At 71.9% G+C, this 17,023-nt stretch carries 18 protein-coding genes; 9 read left to right on the top strand and 9 right to left on the bottom strand.

The window, feature by feature from the left end:
- The first annotated feature begins 21 nt into the window (after window positions 1-21).
- The 3 genes from JT362_RS29035 to JT362_RS29025 are packed head-to-tail and all read left to right on the top strand — an operon-like array spanning window position 22 to window position 2,684.
- Window positions 22-762, top strand: coding sequence for an ABC transporter ATP-binding protein (locus JT362_RS29035; RefSeq protein ID WP_260195096.1), 741 nt, complete (start codon window positions 22-24; stop codon window positions 760-762).
- Complete coding sequence (locus JT362_RS29030) at window positions 752-1,468, top strand: ABC transporter ATP-binding protein (RefSeq protein ID WP_260195024.1); 717 nt, start codon at window positions 752-754, stop codon at window positions 1,466-1,468. The genes JT362_RS29035 and JT362_RS29030 overlap by 11 nt, the downstream gene beginning before the upstream one ends.
- Complete coding sequence (locus JT362_RS29025; protein WP_260195023.1) at window positions 1,461-2,684, top strand: branched-chain amino acid ABC transporter substrate-binding protein; 1,224 nt, start codon at window positions 1,461-1,463, stop codon at window positions 2,682-2,684. The genes JT362_RS29030 and JT362_RS29025 overlap by 8 nt, the downstream gene beginning before the upstream one ends.
- A 7-nt stretch (window positions 2,685-2,691) precedes the next feature.
- Here the strand turns inward: JT362_RS29025 and JT362_RS29020 are convergent, their stop codons facing one another.
- The 3 genes from JT362_RS29020 to JT362_RS29010 are packed head-to-tail and all read right to left on the bottom strand — an operon-like array spanning window position 2,692 to window position 4,493.
- Window positions 2,692-3,249 (bottom strand): DUF4352 domain-containing protein, encoded by a 558-nt coding sequence (locus JT362_RS29020; protein ID WP_260195022.1) that lies wholly within the window; start codon window positions 3,247-3,249, stop codon window positions 2,692-2,694.
- A gap of 18 nt (window positions 3,250-3,267) precedes the next feature.
- Complete coding sequence (locus tag JT362_RS29015; protein ID WP_260195021.1) at window positions 3,268-4,140, bottom strand: LLM class flavin-dependent oxidoreductase; 873 nt, start codon at window positions 4,138-4,140, stop codon at window positions 3,268-3,270.
- Window positions 4,137-4,493, bottom strand: a complete 357-nt coding sequence (locus tag JT362_RS29010; protein ID WP_375546577.1) for a PaaI family thioesterase — start codon at window positions 4,491-4,493, stop codon at window positions 4,137-4,139. The genes JT362_RS29015 and JT362_RS29010 overlap by 4 nt, the downstream gene beginning before the upstream one ends.
- A 217-nt stretch (window positions 4,494-4,710) precedes the next feature.
- Here JT362_RS29010 and polA point away from each other — a divergent pair, with 217 nt between their 5' ends.
- From polA to JT362_RS28990, 4 genes are read left to right on the top strand one after another with little or no spacing between them, the layout of a single operon-like run.
- Window positions 4,711-7,365, top strand: a complete 2,655-nt coding sequence (gene polA, locus JT362_RS29005) for a DNA polymerase I (RefSeq protein ID WP_375546576.1) — start codon at window positions 4,711-4,713, stop codon at window positions 7,363-7,365.
- Window positions 7,352-7,783, top strand: coding sequence for a helix-turn-helix transcriptional regulator (locus JT362_RS29000; protein WP_260195018.1), 432 nt, complete (start codon window positions 7,352-7,354; stop codon window positions 7,781-7,783). Before polA ends, JT362_RS29000 begins: the two co-directional genes overlap by 14 nt.
- 33 nt (window positions 7,784-7,816) lie before the next feature.
- Window positions 7,817-8,257, top strand: coding sequence for a VOC family protein (locus JT362_RS28995; RefSeq protein ID WP_260195017.1), 441 nt, complete (start codon window positions 7,817-7,819; stop codon window positions 8,255-8,257).
- Between the two features lie 42 nt (window positions 8,258-8,299).
- Window positions 8,300-8,842 carry a Rossmann-fold NAD(P)-binding domain-containing protein gene (locus JT362_RS28990; protein WP_260195016.1) on the top strand — a complete coding sequence of 181 codons (543 nt, stop codon included), beginning with the start codon at window positions 8,300-8,302 and terminating at the stop codon, window positions 8,840-8,842.
- 6 nt (window positions 8,843-8,848) lie between these two features.
- Here the strand turns inward: JT362_RS28990 and JT362_RS28985 are convergent, their stop codons facing one another.
- The 4 genes from JT362_RS28985 to JT362_RS28970 all read right to left on the bottom strand — a co-directional run bounded on the left by JT362_RS28985 (window position 8,849) and on the right by JT362_RS28970 (window position 12,420).
- On the bottom strand, window positions 8,849-10,081 hold the full coding sequence (locus tag JT362_RS28985) for a sialidase family protein (protein WP_260195015.1): 1,233 nt from the start codon (window positions 10,079-10,081) through the stop codon (window positions 8,849-8,851).
- Window positions 10,074-10,568: a SigE family RNA polymerase sigma factor gene (locus tag JT362_RS28980; RefSeq protein ID WP_260195014.1), complete on the bottom strand. Its 495-nt coding sequence runs from the start codon at window positions 10,566-10,568 to the stop codon at window positions 10,074-10,076. Before JT362_RS28980 ends, JT362_RS28985 begins: the two co-directional genes overlap by 8 nt.
- 62 nt (window positions 10,569-10,630) lie before the next feature.
- Complete coding sequence (locus JT362_RS28975) at window positions 10,631-11,566, bottom strand: GNAT family N-acetyltransferase (protein WP_260195013.1); 936 nt, start codon at window positions 11,564-11,566, stop codon at window positions 10,631-10,633.
- Window positions 11,551-12,420 carry a class I SAM-dependent methyltransferase gene (locus JT362_RS28970; protein WP_260195012.1) on the bottom strand — a complete coding sequence of 290 codons (870 nt, stop codon included), beginning with the start codon at window positions 12,418-12,420 and terminating at the stop codon, window positions 11,551-11,553. Before JT362_RS28970 ends, JT362_RS28975 begins: the two co-directional genes overlap by 16 nt.
- A 230-nt stretch (window positions 12,421-12,650) precedes the next feature.
- Here JT362_RS28970 and rpsA point away from each other — a divergent pair, with 230 nt between their 5' ends.
- Window positions 12,651-14,153, top strand: a complete 1,503-nt coding sequence (rpsA, locus tag JT362_RS28965; protein WP_260195011.1) for a 30S ribosomal protein S1 — start codon at window positions 12,651-12,653, stop codon at window positions 14,151-14,153.
- Window positions 14,154-14,429: 276 nt separating this feature from the next.
- On the opposite strand, the gene JT362_RS28960 is transcribed toward rpsA, so the two are convergent.
- Window positions 14,430-14,654, bottom strand: coding sequence for a hypothetical protein (locus JT362_RS28960; RefSeq protein ID WP_260195010.1), 225 nt, complete (start codon window positions 14,652-14,654; stop codon window positions 14,430-14,432).
- Between the two features lie 140 nt (window positions 14,655-14,794).
- On the opposite strand from JT362_RS28960, the gene coaE reads away from it, so the two are divergent.
- Window positions 14,795-15,988 carry a dephospho-CoA kinase gene (gene coaE / locus JT362_RS28955; RefSeq protein ID WP_260195009.1) on the top strand — a complete coding sequence of 398 codons (1,194 nt, stop codon included), beginning with the start codon at window positions 14,795-14,797 and terminating at the stop codon, window positions 15,986-15,988.
- On the opposite strand, the gene moaA is transcribed toward coaE, so the two are convergent.
- Window positions 15,985-17,010: a GTP 3',8-cyclase MoaA gene (gene moaA, locus JT362_RS28950; protein WP_260195008.1), complete on the bottom strand. Its 1,026-nt coding sequence runs from the start codon at window positions 17,008-17,010 to the stop codon at window positions 15,985-15,987. The two genes, coaE and moaA, sit on opposite strands and share 4 nt — an antisense overlap.
- Window positions 17,011-17,023 lie beyond the last annotated feature (13 nt).

Below are 17,023 nucleotides of genomic sequence, written 5' to 3'. Positions count from 1 at the left end.
CTCGAACTGGCCAACCTGACCATGGCCTTCGGCGGTGTCGTCGCGATGAACGAGGTCGACCTGACCGTCCGCGAGGGGGAGATCTACGCCCTGATCGGACCGAACGGCGCGGGCAAGACCACCACGTTCAACGTCGTCACCGGCGTGTACCGGCCGACCACCGGCGAGGTGCGCTTCGCCGGCCAACGGATCGACGGGATGAAGCGGTTCCGGGTCACCAAGACCGGGATCGCCAGGACGTTCCAGAACATCCGCCTGTTCCACAACATGTCCGCGCTGGAGAACGTGATGGTGGGCCTGGACGCCCACCACCGCACCGGCGCGCTCGGCGCCGTCTTCGGCATGCCCTGGCACTACCGCGAGGAGCGCCGGGGCCGCGAGCGGGCCCTTGAGCTGCTGGACTTCGTCGGGATCAGCGGCCGCGCGGACGAGACCGCGAAGAACCTGCCCTACGGCGACCAGCGCCGGCTCGAGATCGCCCGTGCGCTCGGCACCGACCCCCGGCTGCTCCTGCTCGACGAGCCGGCGGCCGGGATGAACCCCGCCGAGAAGCAGTCGCTCCAGGAGCTGATCCGCCGCATCCGTGACGACGGCCGCACCGTGCTGCTGATCGAGCACGACATGGGCCTGGTGATGCACATCAGCGACCGCGTCGCGGTGCTCGACTTCGGCCAGTTGATCGCCGAGGGCACGCCCCGCGAGGTGCAGAACAACCCGAAGGTCATCGAGGCGTACCTGGGAGCCGAAGCCGATGCTTCTTGAGGTCAACGACATCCACGTCTACTACGGGAAGGTCGCCGCGCTGCACGGGGTGACCCTCGAGGTCTCCGAGGGCGAGATCGTGGCCCTCATCGGCGCCAACGGTGCCGGCAAGACCACCACGCTGAAGACGATCTCCGGGCTGCGGCCGCTGGCCCGAGGGCGGGTCCGGTTCCAGGGCGAGGACATTTCGAAGGTGCCGGCGCACAAGCGGGTCGCCCTCGGCATCGGCCAGGCCCCGGAGGGCCGGGGGATCTTTCCCGGCATGACGGTGCAGGAGAACCTGCTGATGGGCGCCTACGGGCGCAAGGGCGACGTGAGCGGCGACCTGGCCCAGGTCTACGAGATCTTCCCCCGGCTCGCCGAGCGCAAGTCCCAGTACGGCGGCACGATGTCCGGTGGCGAGCAGCAGATGCTCACCATCGGGCGGGCGCTGATGACCAACCCGAAGGTGCTGCTGCTCGACGAGCCGTCCATGGGTCTGGCGCCCATGCTGGTCGCGCAGATCTTCGACATCGTCAAGGAGATCAACGAGCGCGGGACCACCGTGCTGCTGGTCGAGCAGAACGCCCACCAGGCGTTGCAGCTCGCGCACCGGGCGTACGTGCTGGAGACCGGTGCCGTCGTCAAGTCCGCGCCCGCGAGTGACCTCCTGCACGACCCGGAGGTGCGGGCCGCCTACCTCGGTGGTGATCTCGGCGTTGCCTGACCTCAGACGACTCGCGGCCGTCCTCGCGGCGGCCCTGCTGCTCGGTTCGTGCACGTCCGAGGGCGACGACGCCCCGGACGGGAACGACCGGGCGGCCTGCGACACCAGCAAGGGCACCCTGATCGTCGGCGTGATCGCCCCGCTCAGCGGCGAGCTGGGCGAGCAGGGCAAGGGCATCGCCAACGCGACGAGCCTCGCCGTCGACCAGGCCAACGAGAGCTGCGCGGTCGACGGCTACCGGCTCGTCGCCCAGCCGGAGGACGACGGGATGAACCCGGACCTCGGCGCCCAGGCCGCGACCAAGCTGGCCAGCACGGAGAACCTGGCCGGCGTGGTGTCCACGCTGAACTCGTCGGTGTCGGCGCGGGTCCAGCCGATCCTGGACAGCGCGGGGATCCTGCAGGTCTCCCCGGCGAACACGGCCGACTCGCTGAGCCGGGGCGAGAACTTCCGGACCGACCCGAAGCGGCGGTTCGAGACCTACTTCCGCACCTGCACGGTCGACTCGCTGCAGGGCCCGTTCGCGGCCAACTACCTGGTGGAGAAGCTGGAGGAGACCCGGATCGCGATCGTCACCGACGGGCTCAAGTACGGCGAGGGTCTCGCCGACTCGTTCACCGAGCGGGCCGAGGAGAAGGGCGCGACGATCGTCACCCGGCAGCGGATCGACGGGAACGCCACCGACTTCACCAAGGTGATCGACGCGCTGAAGCCGTTCGAGCCGGACGCGGTCTACTTCGGCGGGCAGTTCCCGCAGGCCGCCCCGCTGTCCGAGCAGCTGGCGGCGGCCGGCCTGACCGGCCCGGTGATGGGCGGCGACGGCATCTACCACGACGCCTACCTCAGCGCCGGCGGCAAGGAGGGCGACCTGGCCACCTCGGTCGGCGCGCCGACCGAGGACCTGGAGAGCGCGCAGGAGTTCGCCTCGGCCTACGAGGCCAAGGGCTACCCGGAGGGCATCGGCGCGTACGGGGCGTTCGCCTACGACGCGGCGAACGTGATCATCGACTCGCTGGCGACGACGATCGGCGACGGCGAGTGGTCCCCGTCGATGCGCGAGGACCTGGTCGCCACCGTCGGTGAGTACGAGGGCGACGGCGCCACCGGCAAGGTCGCCTTCGACGAGTACGGCGACAGCACCAACCACGTGCTCACCGTCTACGAGGTGCGCGACGGCAAGTGGGTCGCGGTCGAGACCGGCGAGTACATCGACTAGGTGCCGGTCAGGGCACCGGCTCCAGCGGGAGGTCGGTGCCCTCCTCGTCCTTCATGTCGGTGAGCGTCCCGCCGCCGAACGCCCGCAGCGCTACCGGCTCGGCGTCGACCGGGACGTCGTAGTACAGGTCGAACTCGACCCGCACGCCCGCGCCGAGGTCGAACGTGTCCGGCTGGCGCTTGGTGATCATCGTCGAGCGGTGCGGCGGGTGCGTTCCGCCGTCCGCGAGCACCAGCAGCTGCCGCTTCGTGTCGAACAGGACGCCGCTTCGGCCCACGTTCACCACGACCAGCCGGATCCGGACGAACTGCCCGTCCGCCTCGAACTCGGCGTGGCTGCCGATCAGCGCGGTCATGCCGGTGCTCAGCCCGATCAGCGAGAACGACGTGGACCCCTCGACGACCGGCTCGCCGCGCAGCGCCACCTCGTCCGGCCGGACCGTCCTCGGCGCCAGCTCGTAGGTCGTCGGCGCGGTGGTCGCCGGAACGGTCGGGGCCGGCTCGGCTGTCCCCGAGCACCCGCCGAGCACCGTGACCGCGAGCAGGACACCGACGGGTAAGCGCATGAGCGGAAGTCTGGCAGGTCAGCGCACCAGCGGCGCGACCTCCTCCGCCGCGAACCGCACGAAGCCCGCCAGGTCCGGCTCGTCGGCGGTGTGCACCAGGACCACCCGGTCCGCGCCGGCCTCGGCCAGCTCGCGCACGCCGGCGGCCACCGCGTCCGCGTTCCCGGCCGCGCCGAGGCCCGGCACCTCGTCGACGCCCCACTCCGCCAGCTCGCGGCGCAGGCGCTCGGTCGCGTCCGGCCCGGTCGCCGCCCACAGGTACACGACCAGCTCGTGCCGGTCGGTGCGCCCCGCGGCCGCGCGGCCCTCGTCGATCGCCGCCCGCGCCCGGCGCACCGCCGCCGGCGGCTGGTTCTGGTCGAGCACGGTGCCGTCGGCCAGCTCACCCGACAGCCGAAGCGATCGCTCCTTCGTGGCACCGACCAGGATCGGTGGCCGCCGCGCGGGCGGCCAGTCCAGGCCCACCCCGTCCAGCCGCACGTGCCGCCCGTCCTCGGTCACCGTCTCGCCGTCCAGCAGCGCGGTGAGCGCGGTCAGGTGCTCGCGCATCAGCGTCAGCGGCGACGCCGGCCGCACCCCGGTCTTGGCCATCCAGTCCTGCGCCCCGTGGCCGACGCCGAGCGTGAGCCGGTCCGGGAACAGGCGCGCCAGCGTCGCCGTCTCCATCGCGGTGGTGATCACCGGCCGCAGCGGCAGCGGCAGGATGCCGATGCCGACCCGCAGCCGCGAGGTCCACGCCAGGGTCGCCGCCAGCGTCGCGATCCCGCCGGTGAGCGGGCAGTCCTCCCACAGCCACAGCTCCGCGAGCCCGGACGTCTCCGCCGCCTCGACGACCCCACGCAGCCGCTCCGGCGGCAGCTGGGGCCGGAAGACGACGCCCAGCTCGGTCATGCGCCAGGCGCCCGGTCTCGGACGACGCAGGTCAGCCGGGCCGAGCAGGTCCGGCGGTCCTCGTCGTCGGTGATGACGATCTCGAACGTCGACGTGGTCCGGCCGACGTGCAGCGGCGTCGCGACCGCGGTGACCACCCCGGACCTGGCCGCCCGGTGGTGCGTGCAGGACAGCTCCAGGCCGAGCGCGACCCGGTCCTCGCCGGCGTTCAGCGCCGCGGCGATCGAGCCGGCGGTCTCCGCGAGGGTCGCGTTCGCACCGCCGTGCAGCAGGCCGTACGGCTGTAGGTTCCCGGCCACCGGCATGGTGGCGACCACCCGTTTGGGGTCCCACTCGGTGATCTCGATGCCCATCCGCGCCGGCAGCCACTGGTCGGCCAGGTCGTGGCGGATCCCGGGCATACCCGGGGGGAACGTACTCTCGGGGGTACTCGACACACTGTCTCCTCGGCCGGTGCTCGTCACCAGTGTCGGTGCTCCACCCTAGACTCGCCCTGTGCCTGAGACGCCCGACACTCGAAACGCTTCCACCGGCCATGAGCAGCGGCTACTGCTCATCGACGGCCACTCCATGGCCTACCGGGCCTTCTACGCCCTCAAGGAAGCGAACCTGGTCACCAAGACCGGGCAGCACACCGAGGCTGTCTACGGCTTCACGTCGATGCTCATCAACCTGCTGCGCGACGAGCGGCCGACCCACCTCGCGGTCTGCTTCGACGTCTCCCGCAAGACCTTCCGCAGTGAGACCTACGCCGAGTACAAGGCCAACCGCGGCCCGTCCCCGGACGAGTTCAAGGGCCAGATCAGCCTGATCGAGGACGTCCTCGACGTGCTGGCCATCACCAAGCTCGCGTACGAGGGCTACGAGGCCGACGACCTGATCGCCACCCTCACCACGCTGGCCACCGCGGAGGGTTTCTCGGTGGTCATCTGCACCGGCGACCGGGACGCGTTCCAGCTGGTCGACGAGCACGTCACGGTCATCTACCCGACCCGGGGCGTGTCCGAGGTGAAGCGGATGGACCCGGCGGCGGTGCTGGAGAAGACCGGTGTCGCCGCGAACCGGTACGCCGACTTCGCCGCGCTGCGCGGCGACCCGTCGGACAACCTGCCCAAGATCCCCGGGGTGGGGGAGAAGACCGTGGCCAAGTGGATCAACCAGTTCGGCTCGCTGAACGAGCTGGTCGACCGGGTCGACGAGGTCAAGGGCAAGGCGGGCGACGCGCTCCGCGAGAACGTCGCCAACGTCCTGATGAACCGCCAGCTCACCGAGCTGGTGCGGGACGTGCCGCTCGGCGTCCAGCCGGACGACCTCGCGGTCCGGACGTGGGACCGGGACGCGGTGCACCGGCTGTTCGACGAGCTGGAGTTCCGCGTGCTGCGCGACCGGCTGTTCGCCGACCTCAGCACCGCCGAACCGGAGGCCGAGCACGGCTTCGAGGTCACCGGCGGCGCGCTGGAGCCCGGTGCGGTGGCGGCCTGGCTGCGCGAGCACGCCCCCGCCGGCACGCGCGTCGGCCTGTCCTTCCGGGACGTCTCCACCGGCGTCGCGGGGGAGTCGGTGGAGCTGCGGTCGGTCGCGTTCTCGCTGGCCGACGGGACCGGCGCGTTCGTCGACGTCACCCAGGTCACCGAGGACGACGAGAACGCCCTGGCCGCCTGGCTCGCCGACCCCGAGGTGCCCAAGCTCGCCTACGACGTCAAGCGGTCGCTGCACGCGCTGCGCCACCGCGGCTGGACGCTCGGCGGCCTGGTCACCGACACCCACCTGGCCGCCTACCTGGTGCGCCCGGGGCAGCGCTCGTTCGCGCTCGACGACCTCGTGCTGCGGTACCTCAAGCGGGAGCTGCGGGTCGAGCAGCAGCCGGAGGAGCGGCAGCTGTCCCTGCTGGACGGCGAGGACGGCGACGCGGCCCAGGTCGCCGAGGCCGAGATCGTGCGGGCGCGGGCCATCGCCGAGCTGGCCGACGCGCTGGACACCGCGCTGGACAACACCGGCGGGTCGTCGCTGCTGGCCGAGATCGAGCTGCCGCTGCTGGCTGTGCTGGCCGAGCTGGAGGCCGTCGGCATCGCGGTCGACACCGCGAAGCTGGCCTCGCTGGAGGCGCACTTCGGCGCCCGGGTGAAGAACGCCGAGCAGGAGGCGTTCGCGGTCATCGGCAAGGAGATCAACCTCGGCTCGCCCAAGCAGCTCCAGGTGGTGCTGTTCGACGAGCTGAAGATGCCGAAGACCAAGCGCACCAAGACCGGCTACACCACCGACGCCGACTCGCTCAAGACCCTGCACGAGGAGACCGAGCACCCGTTCCTGGCGCACCTGCTCGACCACCGCGACGCCAGCCGGCTCAAGGTCACCGTCGAGGGCCTGATCAAGTCGGTGTCCGACGACGACCGGATCCACACCACCTACAGCCAGACCATCGCGGCCACCGGCCGGCTGTCGTCCACCGAGCCGAACCTGCAGAACGTGCCGATCCGCACCGACGAGGGCCGCACGATCCGCGACACGTTCGTCGTCGGCGACGGCTACGCCGACCTGATGACCGCGGACTACAGCCAGATCGAGATGCGGATCATGGCGCACCTGTCGGCGGACGAGGCGCTGATCGAGGCGTTCCAGTCCGGGTTCGACTTCCACGCCGCCACCGCCGCGCGGGTGTTCTCCGTCGAGCCGACCGAGGTCACCGGCGGGCAGCGGGCCAAGATCAAGGCGATGAACTACGGCCTGGCCTACGGGCTGTCCGCGTACGGGCTGTCCCAGCAGCTGCGGATCTCCACCGACGAGGCCAAGGGCCTGATGGAGGAGTACTTCGCCCGGTTCGGCGGCGTGCGCGACTACCTGCACGAGGTCGTCGCGCAGGCCCGCAAGGACGGCTACACGTCCACGATCTTCGGCCGCCGCCGCTACCTGCCCGACCTCACCAGCGACAACCGGCAGCGGCGCGAGATGGCCGAGCGGATGGCGCTGAACGCGCCGATCCAGGGCAGCGCGGCGGACATCATCAAGGTCGCCATGCTCAACGTCGACCGCGAGCTCAAGGCCGCCGGCCTGCGCACCAGGATGCTGCTCCAGGTGCACGACGAACTCGTGCTCGAGGTCGCCGACGGCGAGCGGGAGGCGGCGGAGGCGTTGGTGCGCAAGGGAATGGGCGGCGCGTACGAACTGGACGTGCCGCTGGACGTGTCGGTCGGCTTCGGCCACTCCTGGAACGATGCCGCCCACTGAGGTCCACCTGCGGCGAGCGCGCGACCTGATGGACGCGCGCTACGCCGAGCCGCTCGACCTCGACGCCCTCGCGGCCGCCGCCGGGTTCTCGCGCTACCACTTCGCCCGCGAGTTCCGGGCGGCGTTCGGCGAGACCCCCGGCGGCTACCTGACCCGCAGACGGGTCGAGCGGGCCAAGGACCTGCTCGCCTCGGCGAACCTGACGGTGACCGAGATCTGCGTGGTCGTCGGCTTCTCCAGCCTCGGGTCGTTCTCCCGGCGGTTCCGCGAGCTGGTCGGCTGCGCGCCGAGCGAGTACCGGCGGCGGGTGGTCGCGCGGGGCGGCCCGCCGCGGATCCCCGGCTGCATCGCGATGGCCTGGTCCCGCCCGGTGCCCCCAGCAATCGCGGACAAGCGTTCCGGCGAGCCGGGCTCGTAGGTTGGTGTCCCCACACCGAACAGGGAGGACACCGTGATCACCAGACTCAGCCACCACACCGTCTACGTGCTCGACCAGGACCGCGCCAAGGAGTTCTACATCGACAAGCTCGGCTTCGAGCTGCGCAACGACGTCAGCATGGCGGGCGACGGCTTCGAGGGCGCCGGCCAGGGCTTCCGCTGGCTCACCGTCAGCCCGCCCGAGCAGCCGGACGTCGAGTTCGTCCTCGCCGACTGCCGGATGGGCCACTCGCCGGAGAACGCCGACGAGATCCGGGCGCTCGTCGCCAAGGGCGCGCTCGGGACCGGCGTGCTCGCCACCGACGACTGCCACAAGACCTACCGGGAGCTCAGCGAGCGCGGCGTGGTGTTCCTGTCCGAGCCGGCCGAGCGGCCGTACGGGATCGAGGCCACCTTCCGCGACGACTCGGGGAACTGGTACAGCCTGTCGCAGAGCGTGAATCCCGGCGAATAGGACGCGAGACCGGTAGTCTGGACTCCGACTATCGGAGGTCGGATGACCGGACAGCGAGCCCTCATCCTCGGCGGTACCGGAATGCTGGCGGGTTGTGCCGAGACCCTCGTCGCCGACGGTTGGCACGTCGTGCTGCCCAGCCGCCGCCCCACCCCCGTCGGCGACGGCAACGGTGAGCGTCGCGCGGCCGTCTGGGTCAAGGCCGACTGGTTCGATCCGGTCGCGCTGGCCCGGGACGCCGGCGCGGCCCTCGGCGGCCCCGCCGACCTGCTGGTGGCCTGGGTGCACCGCGAGATGCGCGCGGCCGTGCTGCGCGCGGTGGCGCCGCTGCTGTCGCCCGGCGCGCCGGTGGTCGAGGTGCACGGCAGCGCGTCCGCCAACCCGGTCGGCGGCTGCCCGGAGCCGGTGCTCGCCGACCACCCGACCCAACAGGTCGTGCTCGGCTTCGTCCGGCACGCCGGCCGCACCCGCTGGCTCAACCACCAGGAGATCGCCGACGGCGTGCTCGACGGCGTCCGTCGCGCCCTGGCCGGCAGGTCCCCCTCGGTGCACCAGGTCGGCGAGTTCCGCCCGGTGCACCGCTGAGCCGGCTCACTCCAGCGGGATCTCGTACCGCCGCCACTCCAGCCCGTCGGTGGACAACTCGTACCCCCGCTCGGTGATCGCGATGTACCCCAGCCGACTCCAGCTCACCACGGCGCCCCGGGGTTCGCGCGGCACCATCGTGCGTCCGCCGTCGGCGCTGGTGTAGGCCTCGTCCGGCGCGCTGACGATCAGGGTGCCGTCCGCCGCCGCGATGAGGGTGCCGAAGTAGCCGGCGAGGTCCTTGTGTTTGCTGCGGGACCAGGTCTGCTCCCAGGTCCGGCCGCCGTCGTCGCTGCGGTAGATGCCGAGCAGGCCGGGCTCCCCGGAGCCGGCTTCGGCATGCACCGAGGCGTACAGGACGCCGTCGCGAGATACGACCCACCACTGGCCCCGCTCGGTCGCCGGAAAGATCACCGGGCTGGTCGTCCACGTCCGGCCGTCGTCGGCGCTCACCGCCAGCGCCCACCCCTCGGCGCCGGGCGGCTGGCCGACGACCCACCAGTAGCCGTCGGCCGTGGGGACCGCGCCGGGAACCACGTTCCGCAACGGTGGGGGATCGGCGAGGACCGCCGAGGTGCCGGAGCCCGGGCGCACGACGGCGAAGGTCGAGGTGCGGCAGTCCCAGGGCCGAGGGCAGCCGGGTTGTAACTCGGCCCCTTCGGGAATCGCCGGCACGACGTCGGTCACCGTCGCCGGCACCGGCACGTGCCGCCAGGTGCGCCCGCCGTCGTCGCTGTACATGCGGGTCTTCTCGGGGCCACCGATGCCGAAGGTGTCCCAGTCGAGGGCTATCTCGTCCGGTCCCAGCACCATGAAATGCGTCAGGTGGCCGAGCTCCGCCGCCGGTTCGGGCTTCGGGATGGTCCCGATCTCCTCCCAGGTGGTGAGGTCGTCGGAGGCGAGCAGGGTGGCCTCGTTGGGTGGTTTCCCGTCCGGACTGAGGGCGCGTACGGCGTATCCGTGGCCGCCGTCGGTGAACCGCACCCGGTTGATGAACGGGACACTGGAGGATCCGCCGACGGTCGGTGGGGACGTGCCGGTCGGCGGTATCGGCTCGAGCTGGCGCAGGACCGGCACCGCCACGCTGACGACCACCACCGCCACGATCGCGCCGATCACGGTGCGTCGGCGGATGCGCCGATCACGGTGCCGCCGCGCCACGCTGTCGACGTCCGGCATCGGCATGGCGGCGCGCAGCTCGTCGCGCAGGGCCGCGAGCCCGCGGTCGAGGTCAGGCATGGTCCACCTCCGATTCCCGAAGCTGCTCGGCGAGTGCGGCCCTGGCCCGGGACAGCCGGGACTTCACCGTCCCGACCGGGACGTCCAGGATCGACGCGACCTCGTCGACGGGCAGGTCCGCCAGGTAGTGCAGGACGACCGCGGCCTGGTGCTCGCGGCCGAGCGCGCGGATCGCGGCGTGCAGGTCGAGGTGCTCGCCGGTCGGTTCCGGCGGCGGGTCGGGGTCGGCGTGGCCGCGGCGCAGGATCCGGTCGAGCATCGCGCGGCGGCGCCACCGCCGGCGGGCGAGGTTGACGACCACCGTGCGGATCCACGCCTCCGGGCTGTCCGCGCGCAGCACCCGGTGCCGCCGCCCGTAGGCCACGACGAACGCCTCCTGGGTGATCTCCTCCGCCTCGCCAAGGTCGCCGGTCAGCGCGTACGCGGTCAGCACCAGGCTGCGGTAGCTACCCTGGTAGAGGCCCGCGAACCAGTCCCCAGTCGTCACTGCTCGCTCCCGTCCGGCTCGACTCACCACACAAGAGTCACGAGCCCGCCGCCAGGTTCCACTCAGCGCAGCGCGCCCGCCGGCCGCAGCTCCCAGAGCGTCCACAGTGGACGGTAACCCTGCCTGGCCCAGAACACCGACGCCAGCGGGTTCGGCGGGTTGTAGTACAGGAACGTGCCGGTCGCGCCGGCCGCCGCCAGCTCCCGGTGCGCGACCGCCGCCAGCGCGCGCCCGATCCCCGCGCCGCGCGCCTCGGCCAGCACCGACACGCAGTTCACGTACCCCCACCGCCCCGCCGGCAGCCGGGCCCCGGCGGCCGAGCCGGGTTGCACGTCCAGCAGCCGGCAGTGCGCGAGCCCGACCACCACCCCGTCCCGCTCGGCGAGCCACACCGGGTCGCCCCGCTCCAGGTTCCTGGCCAGCGTGGCCCGCTTGACCGCCCGCGCGTCCGGGCGCGCGATCGCGGCGCCCACCAGCGCGGAGTACGCCAGCTCGGCCAGCTCCAGCTCGAGCACCACCTCGAGGTCCCGCCCGGTCGCCCGCCGCACCGCGAGCCCGTCGGGTCCGCCGGGCGGTGCCGGCTCCCGCCGCACCGCGAGGGCCGTCAGCGGCGTGAACCCGTGCGCCAGCAACGCCCGGACCGCCTCGGCGTCCCGGCTCGGCCAGATCACCAGGCAGGCGGAGTCGGGCCCGGGCGTCACCCGGTCGAGGACCCGGCGCCACTCGCGCAGCAAGGCGTCCATGCCAACGCCGCCCGCGGCGCCCAGCAGCGGGTGCAGCTCCCACACGTCCAGCGCCGACCACAGGCTGGGCGCGCTCCCCGGCTCGCACCGCTCCCGCACGAGCACGCCGGCCACCCGGTCCCCGTCCGCCAGCGCGGCGGTCAGCACGTCACCGTCCGGCGGCGACTCGGCCGGCGGCAGCTCCGGATCCAGCCGCTCGAACCGCCCCGCCTGGGCCGTCAGCAAAGCCCCCGAGGTGCTCACGGGACGCGGCACCGGAAGATCACCGTGCCGGGGAACAGCGCGCCGCGCAGCGGGCTCCACTGGCCCCACGTCTCGGTGAGCCCGTCCGGCCACTCCGGCTCCACCAGGTCGACGATCGCCAGCCCGGCGCCGGTCAGCGCGCGCACGAAGTCACCGAGCGTGCGGTGGTACTCCACATAGGTCGCCCGGCCGTCCGCGTCGACCTCGACGTACGGCGTGCGGTCGAAGTACGAGCCGGTCACCCGCAGCCCGTTCGGCCCTGGATCGTCCGGGAAGATCCAGCGCATCGGGTGCGTCACCGCGAACACCCACGACCCGCCCGGCCGCAGCACCCGCGCCACCTCGCCGAACACCGCGTCCAACGACGACACGAACGGCACCGCGCCGAACGCCGAGCAGGCGACGTCGAACGACCCGTCCGCGAACGGCAGCCGCTCGGCGTTGGCCCGCACCAGCGGCACCTCGATCCCGGTCGCCTCACCCGCCGCGGCCGCGTAGCGCAGCATCCCGGCCGACAGGTCCAGCCCGACCACCCGCGCACCCTCGGCCGCCAGCCACCGCGCGCACGGCGCCGACCCGCAGCCGACCTCGAGCACGTCGCGCCCGGCGACGTCGCCGAGCAGGCGCGCGTCGGCCTCGCGCAGCGCCTCCGGGCACCACACGAAGTCGGCCACGCCGAGGAACTCGCCGTGCTCGGCGTGGTAGTCGTCGGCGTCGGCGTCCCACCACGCGCTGTTGGCCGCGACCGACTCCGCCGACGACGCCGGCCGCCGCTCGCTGCCCACCGTGCCCAGCAGCTGTTCCGCCGTGCGGACCGGTGGTGTGTCCGGCTGACCGGATGATGACCCGGATGATGACAGCGACATGCGTTCCCCCTCGTGCGCGTGCGTGCTGATCCGCGACCCAGGTTTGCCCGGCCGACGTGCGGCCACGTAGGATACCGAGGCGCAGTGGTGTAGCGCTGCCGTCTGTCCATCGTGCTGGGAATCAGGGTCGGTCGCGCGGCGTTCTATGCCGTAGCGCACGAGCACGCATTACAGACAACTGCAGACACTGCCCATCTTCTCAACCAATCCGTACCGGAGCCACCTAGCCAATGTCCACCGACACCACCACTGTCCCGGCTGACACTGCGCCAAAGCAGCAGCAGATCGCCATCAACGACGTCGGGACGGGTGAGGACTTCCTCGCCGCCATCGACAAGACCATCAAGTATTTCAACGATGGCGACATCGTCGAGGGCACCATCGTGAAGGTCGATCGGGACGAGGTCCTGCTCGACATCGGCTACAAGACCGAGGGGGTCATCCCCTCTCGTGAGTTGTCGATCAAGCATGACGTCGATCCCAACGAGGTCGTCCAGGTCGGTGATGAGGTCGAGGCCCTGGTTCTCCAGAAGGAGGACAAGGAGGGCCGGCTGATCCTGTCCAAGAAGCGCGCTCAGTACGAGCGGGCGTGGGGCACGATCGAGGCGCTCAAGGAGAGCGACGAGCCGGTCAAGGGCACGGTCATCGAGGTCGTCAAGGGCGGCCTGATCCTGGACATCGGCCTGCGCGGCTTCCTGCCGGCGTCGCTGGTCGAGATGCGCCGCGTGCGCGACCTGCAGCCGTACGTGGGCCGCGAGCTCGAGGCGAAGATCATCGAGCTGGACAAGAACCGCAACAACGTGGTCCTGTCCCGCCGCGCCTGGCTGGAGCAGACCCAGTCCGAGGTGCGCAGCGAGTTCCTCAACCAGCTGCAGCGCGGCCAGGTCCGCAAGGGCGTCGTGTCCTCGATCGTCAACTTCGGCGCGTTCGTGGACCTCGGCGGCGTCGACGGTCTGGTGCACGTCTCGGAGCTGTCCTGGAAGCACATCGACCACCCGTCCGAGGTCGTCGAGGTGGGCCAGGAGGTCACCGTCGAGGTGCTCGACGTCGACATGGAGCGCGAGCGCGTGTCCCTGTCGCTGAAGGCCACCCAGGAAGACCCGTGGCGCCAGTTCGCCCGGACCCACGCGATCGGCCAGATCGTGCCGGGCAAGGTCACCAAGCTGGTGCCGTTCGGCGCGTTCGTCCGGGTGGACGAGGGCATCGAGGGCCTGGTGCACATCTCCGAGCTGGCCGAGCGCCACGTGGAGATCCCGGAGCAGGTCGTGCAGGTCGGCAACGACGTGATGGTCAAGGTCATCGACATCGACCTGGAGCGTCGCCGCATCTCGCTGTCGCTGAAGCAGGCGAACGAGGGCTTCACCACGGAGACCGAGTTCGACCCGACCCAGTACGGCATGGCCGCCGAGTACGACGCCGAGGGGAACTACATCTACCCCGAGGGCTTCGACCCGGACACCCAGGAGTGGCAGGAAGGCTTCGACAAGCAGCGCGAGGAGTGGGAGCGCCAGTACGCCGAGGCGCACACCCGCTACGAGCAGCACATGAAGCAGGTCGCCAAGGCCGCCGAAGCTGAGGCGAACGCCGAGGCCGAGGGCGTCCCCGAGGCCGGCGAGGCAGCCAGCGACTACTCGTCGTCCGGCGGCGGTGACACCCAGAAGAAGACCGGTGGCACCCTCGCCAGCGACGAGCAACTCGCCGCCCTCCGCGAGAAGCTCTCCGGCGGCATCTGAGTTCCACCCCGAGTTCGAGGGCCCCGCCGTCACCGGCGGGGCCCTCGCCATGTCCACACCCCCCGCGAGTCGTACGTTCTCGTCCCGCGAGTCGTACGTTCCCGTCCGGCGAGTCGTACGTTCCCGTTGCGCGAGTCGTACGTTCCCGGAAGGTACGACTCGCGGGACCGGAAGGTACGACTCGCGGGACCGGAAGGTACGACTCGCGGGTCCGGAAGGTACGACTCGCGGGCTTCGCGAGTCCTACGTTGCCGCGCGTGGCGGGGGGTCGGGGCGTCAGCTGATGGCGGGCGCCCAGGCGCGGTCGGCGGCCGCGGCGGCTGCGCGGCGGCGGAGGCCGGCCAGGCTGTGCTTCGCCGTCGGTACGAGGATCGTTGTCCACCAGTTGCGGCGGTACTCCGCCAACGCCTCCGCGACGGCGCGGTACTCCAGGCAGTGCCGTAGCCCGGGCGCGCCTAGCCGGTGCCTCCCCGGGCCCTGCTGCCTGCCGCGTCGTCGCATGGTTCCTCCATGTGGGTGACGGTTGGCGGTCACGGTAAGGGATCGACCAGCCGATTCCGCGTAACCCGGCACGCGTGTCACCAGCGCCCGCGTAACAGGTTGGCCACGGCCCCAGGAGATCAACCTGCCAGAATGACCACATGCTGCGCGTAGGCCTGACCGGCGGAATCGGCTCCGGAAAATCCACTGTGTCCGGTCGGCTCGCCGAGCACGGGGCCGTCGTCATCGACGCGGACCGGATCGCGCGGGAGGTCGTCGAGCCCGGCACCCCCGGCCTCGCCCAACTGGCCGACGCCTTCGGCTCCGGCATCCTCGACCGGTCCGGCTCACTCGATCGGGCCGCCCTCGCCACCGTCGTGTTCGCCGACGACGCCGCCCGCCAACGCCTCAACGGCATCGTGCACCCGCTGATCGGGGAGCGCACCGCCGAGCTGATGAACGCCGCCCCCGCCGACGCCATCGTCGTGCACGACGTCCCGCTGCTCGTCGAGAACGGCCTCGCCCCGGCCTACCACCTGGTCATCGTCGTCGACGCACCGGTCGACACCCGCGTCGAGCGGGTCACCCGGGACCGCGGCATGTCCGAGGCCGACACCCGCGCCCGGATCGCCGCCCAGGCCACCGAGCAAGCCCGCCGCGCCGTCGCCGACGTCTGGCTCGACAACGGCGGCCCGGTCGACCAGGTGCTCGCCGACGTCGACGCGCTCTGGGCCGACCGGCTCGTCCGCTACGAGGCCAACATCCGCCTCGGCCAGTACAACCGCTCCGGCGGCCCCCGCCTCGTCCCGCCCGACCCCACCTGGCCCACCCAGGCCGACCGCCTCGCCGCCCGGGTCCGCACCGCGATCGGCGACCTCGACGCCCGCGTCGACCACATCGGCTCCACCGCCGTCCCCGGCCTGCCCGCCAAGGACGTCGTCGACCTGCAGCTCACCGTCGACTCCATGGACCAGGCCGACAACCTCGCCGACGCCCTCGCCCAGGCCGGCTTCCCCCGCCACCCGCGCATCGACCGGGACAACCCCAAGCCCTACGCGCCCGACCCCGCCCAGTGGCCCAAGCGCCTGCACCTGTCGGCCGACCCCGGCCGGCTCGTCAACCTGCACGTCCGGGCCGAGGGCAGTCCCGGTTGGCGGCTCGCCCTGCTGATCCCGGCCTGGCTCCGCGCCGACGAGTCCGCCCGCGCCGAGTACCGCGCCCTCAAGGAACACCTGGCCGACCGGTTCGGCGCCGACGACGACATCGACCGCTACGTCGAGGCCAAGGAGCCCTGGTTCGACCAGGCCGCCACCCGCGCCGAAGACTGGGCGCAGCGCACCGGCTGGACGCCCTAACCGCCCCGGGTGTGCATCTCCAGGTGGGGGTTCGACCGCAGCGCGTCCACCGGCACGAACGGCATCCGGTCCCGCTCCGCCAGCCGGTCGACCGCGCCCTGATCGGTCCGCGCCGACCAGATCCCGCCGATCAGCTCGCGCAGCTCGTCGAACGACGCGCCGTCACGCAGCGGGTCGCGCAGGTTCGTGCCCTCCATCGCGTACAGGCACCGGAACCACATGCCGTCCGCGGTCAGCCGGCTGCGGTCACAGGTCGCGCAGAACGGCTGCGTGGTCGACGAGACGATCCCGAACGTCGTCCCGTCCGGCAGCGCGAACCGGTCCGCCGGCGCGGCGTCGGTGTTCCGCAGCGGAGTGATCTCGCCGTAGTGGTCGCGCAGCGTGGCCAGCATGTCCGCCCGCGACAGCACCAGGTCCGGTGACCACGTGGTGGCCCCGCCGACGTCCATGTACTCGATGAACCGCACCTCGGCCGGCACCGTCCGGCCGTACTCGATCAGGTCGACCAGCTCGTCGTCGTTCACCCCGCGCATCGCCACCGTGTCGATCTTGGTGCCGGTGAAGCCGGCCGGCGCGACCGACGCGATCCCGGCCAGCACCCGAGGGTGCGTGCTCCGCTGGGACAGCGTCTTGGACCGGTCCGCCCGCAGCGTGTCCAGGCTGACCGTGACCCGGCCGAGCCCGGCCGCCCGCAACGCCGCAACGTGGTCGGCGAGCAGCACCCCGTTGGTGGTCATCGCCAGGTCACGCAGCCCCGGCTTGCCGGCCAGCATGCCGACCAGCGTCGGCACGTCGTGGCGCAGCAGCGGCTCGCCACCGGTGATCCGCACCTTGTCCACGCCTAGCGACATGAACACGTCGACCAGCGCGGAGATCTCCTCGAAGCTCAGCAGGTCCTTGCGGGGCAGCCAGACGTACTCCGCCTCCGGCATGCAGTACCGGCACCGCAGGTTGCACCTGTCGGTGACCGAGATCCGCAGGTTCCGCAACGGCCGGCGGAAGCGGTCCAAGGTGGCTGACACGCCGCCCAACGTA

It is taken from the genome of Actinophytocola gossypii (assembly GCF_025165815.1).
Taxonomy (GTDB): domain Bacteria; phylum Actinomycetota; class Actinomycetes; order Mycobacteriales; family Pseudonocardiaceae; genus Actinophytocola; species Actinophytocola gossypii.
The sequence above is the reverse complement of the archived record's forward strand: the minus strand, read 5'-3'. Positions and strand labels throughout refer to the sequence as shown.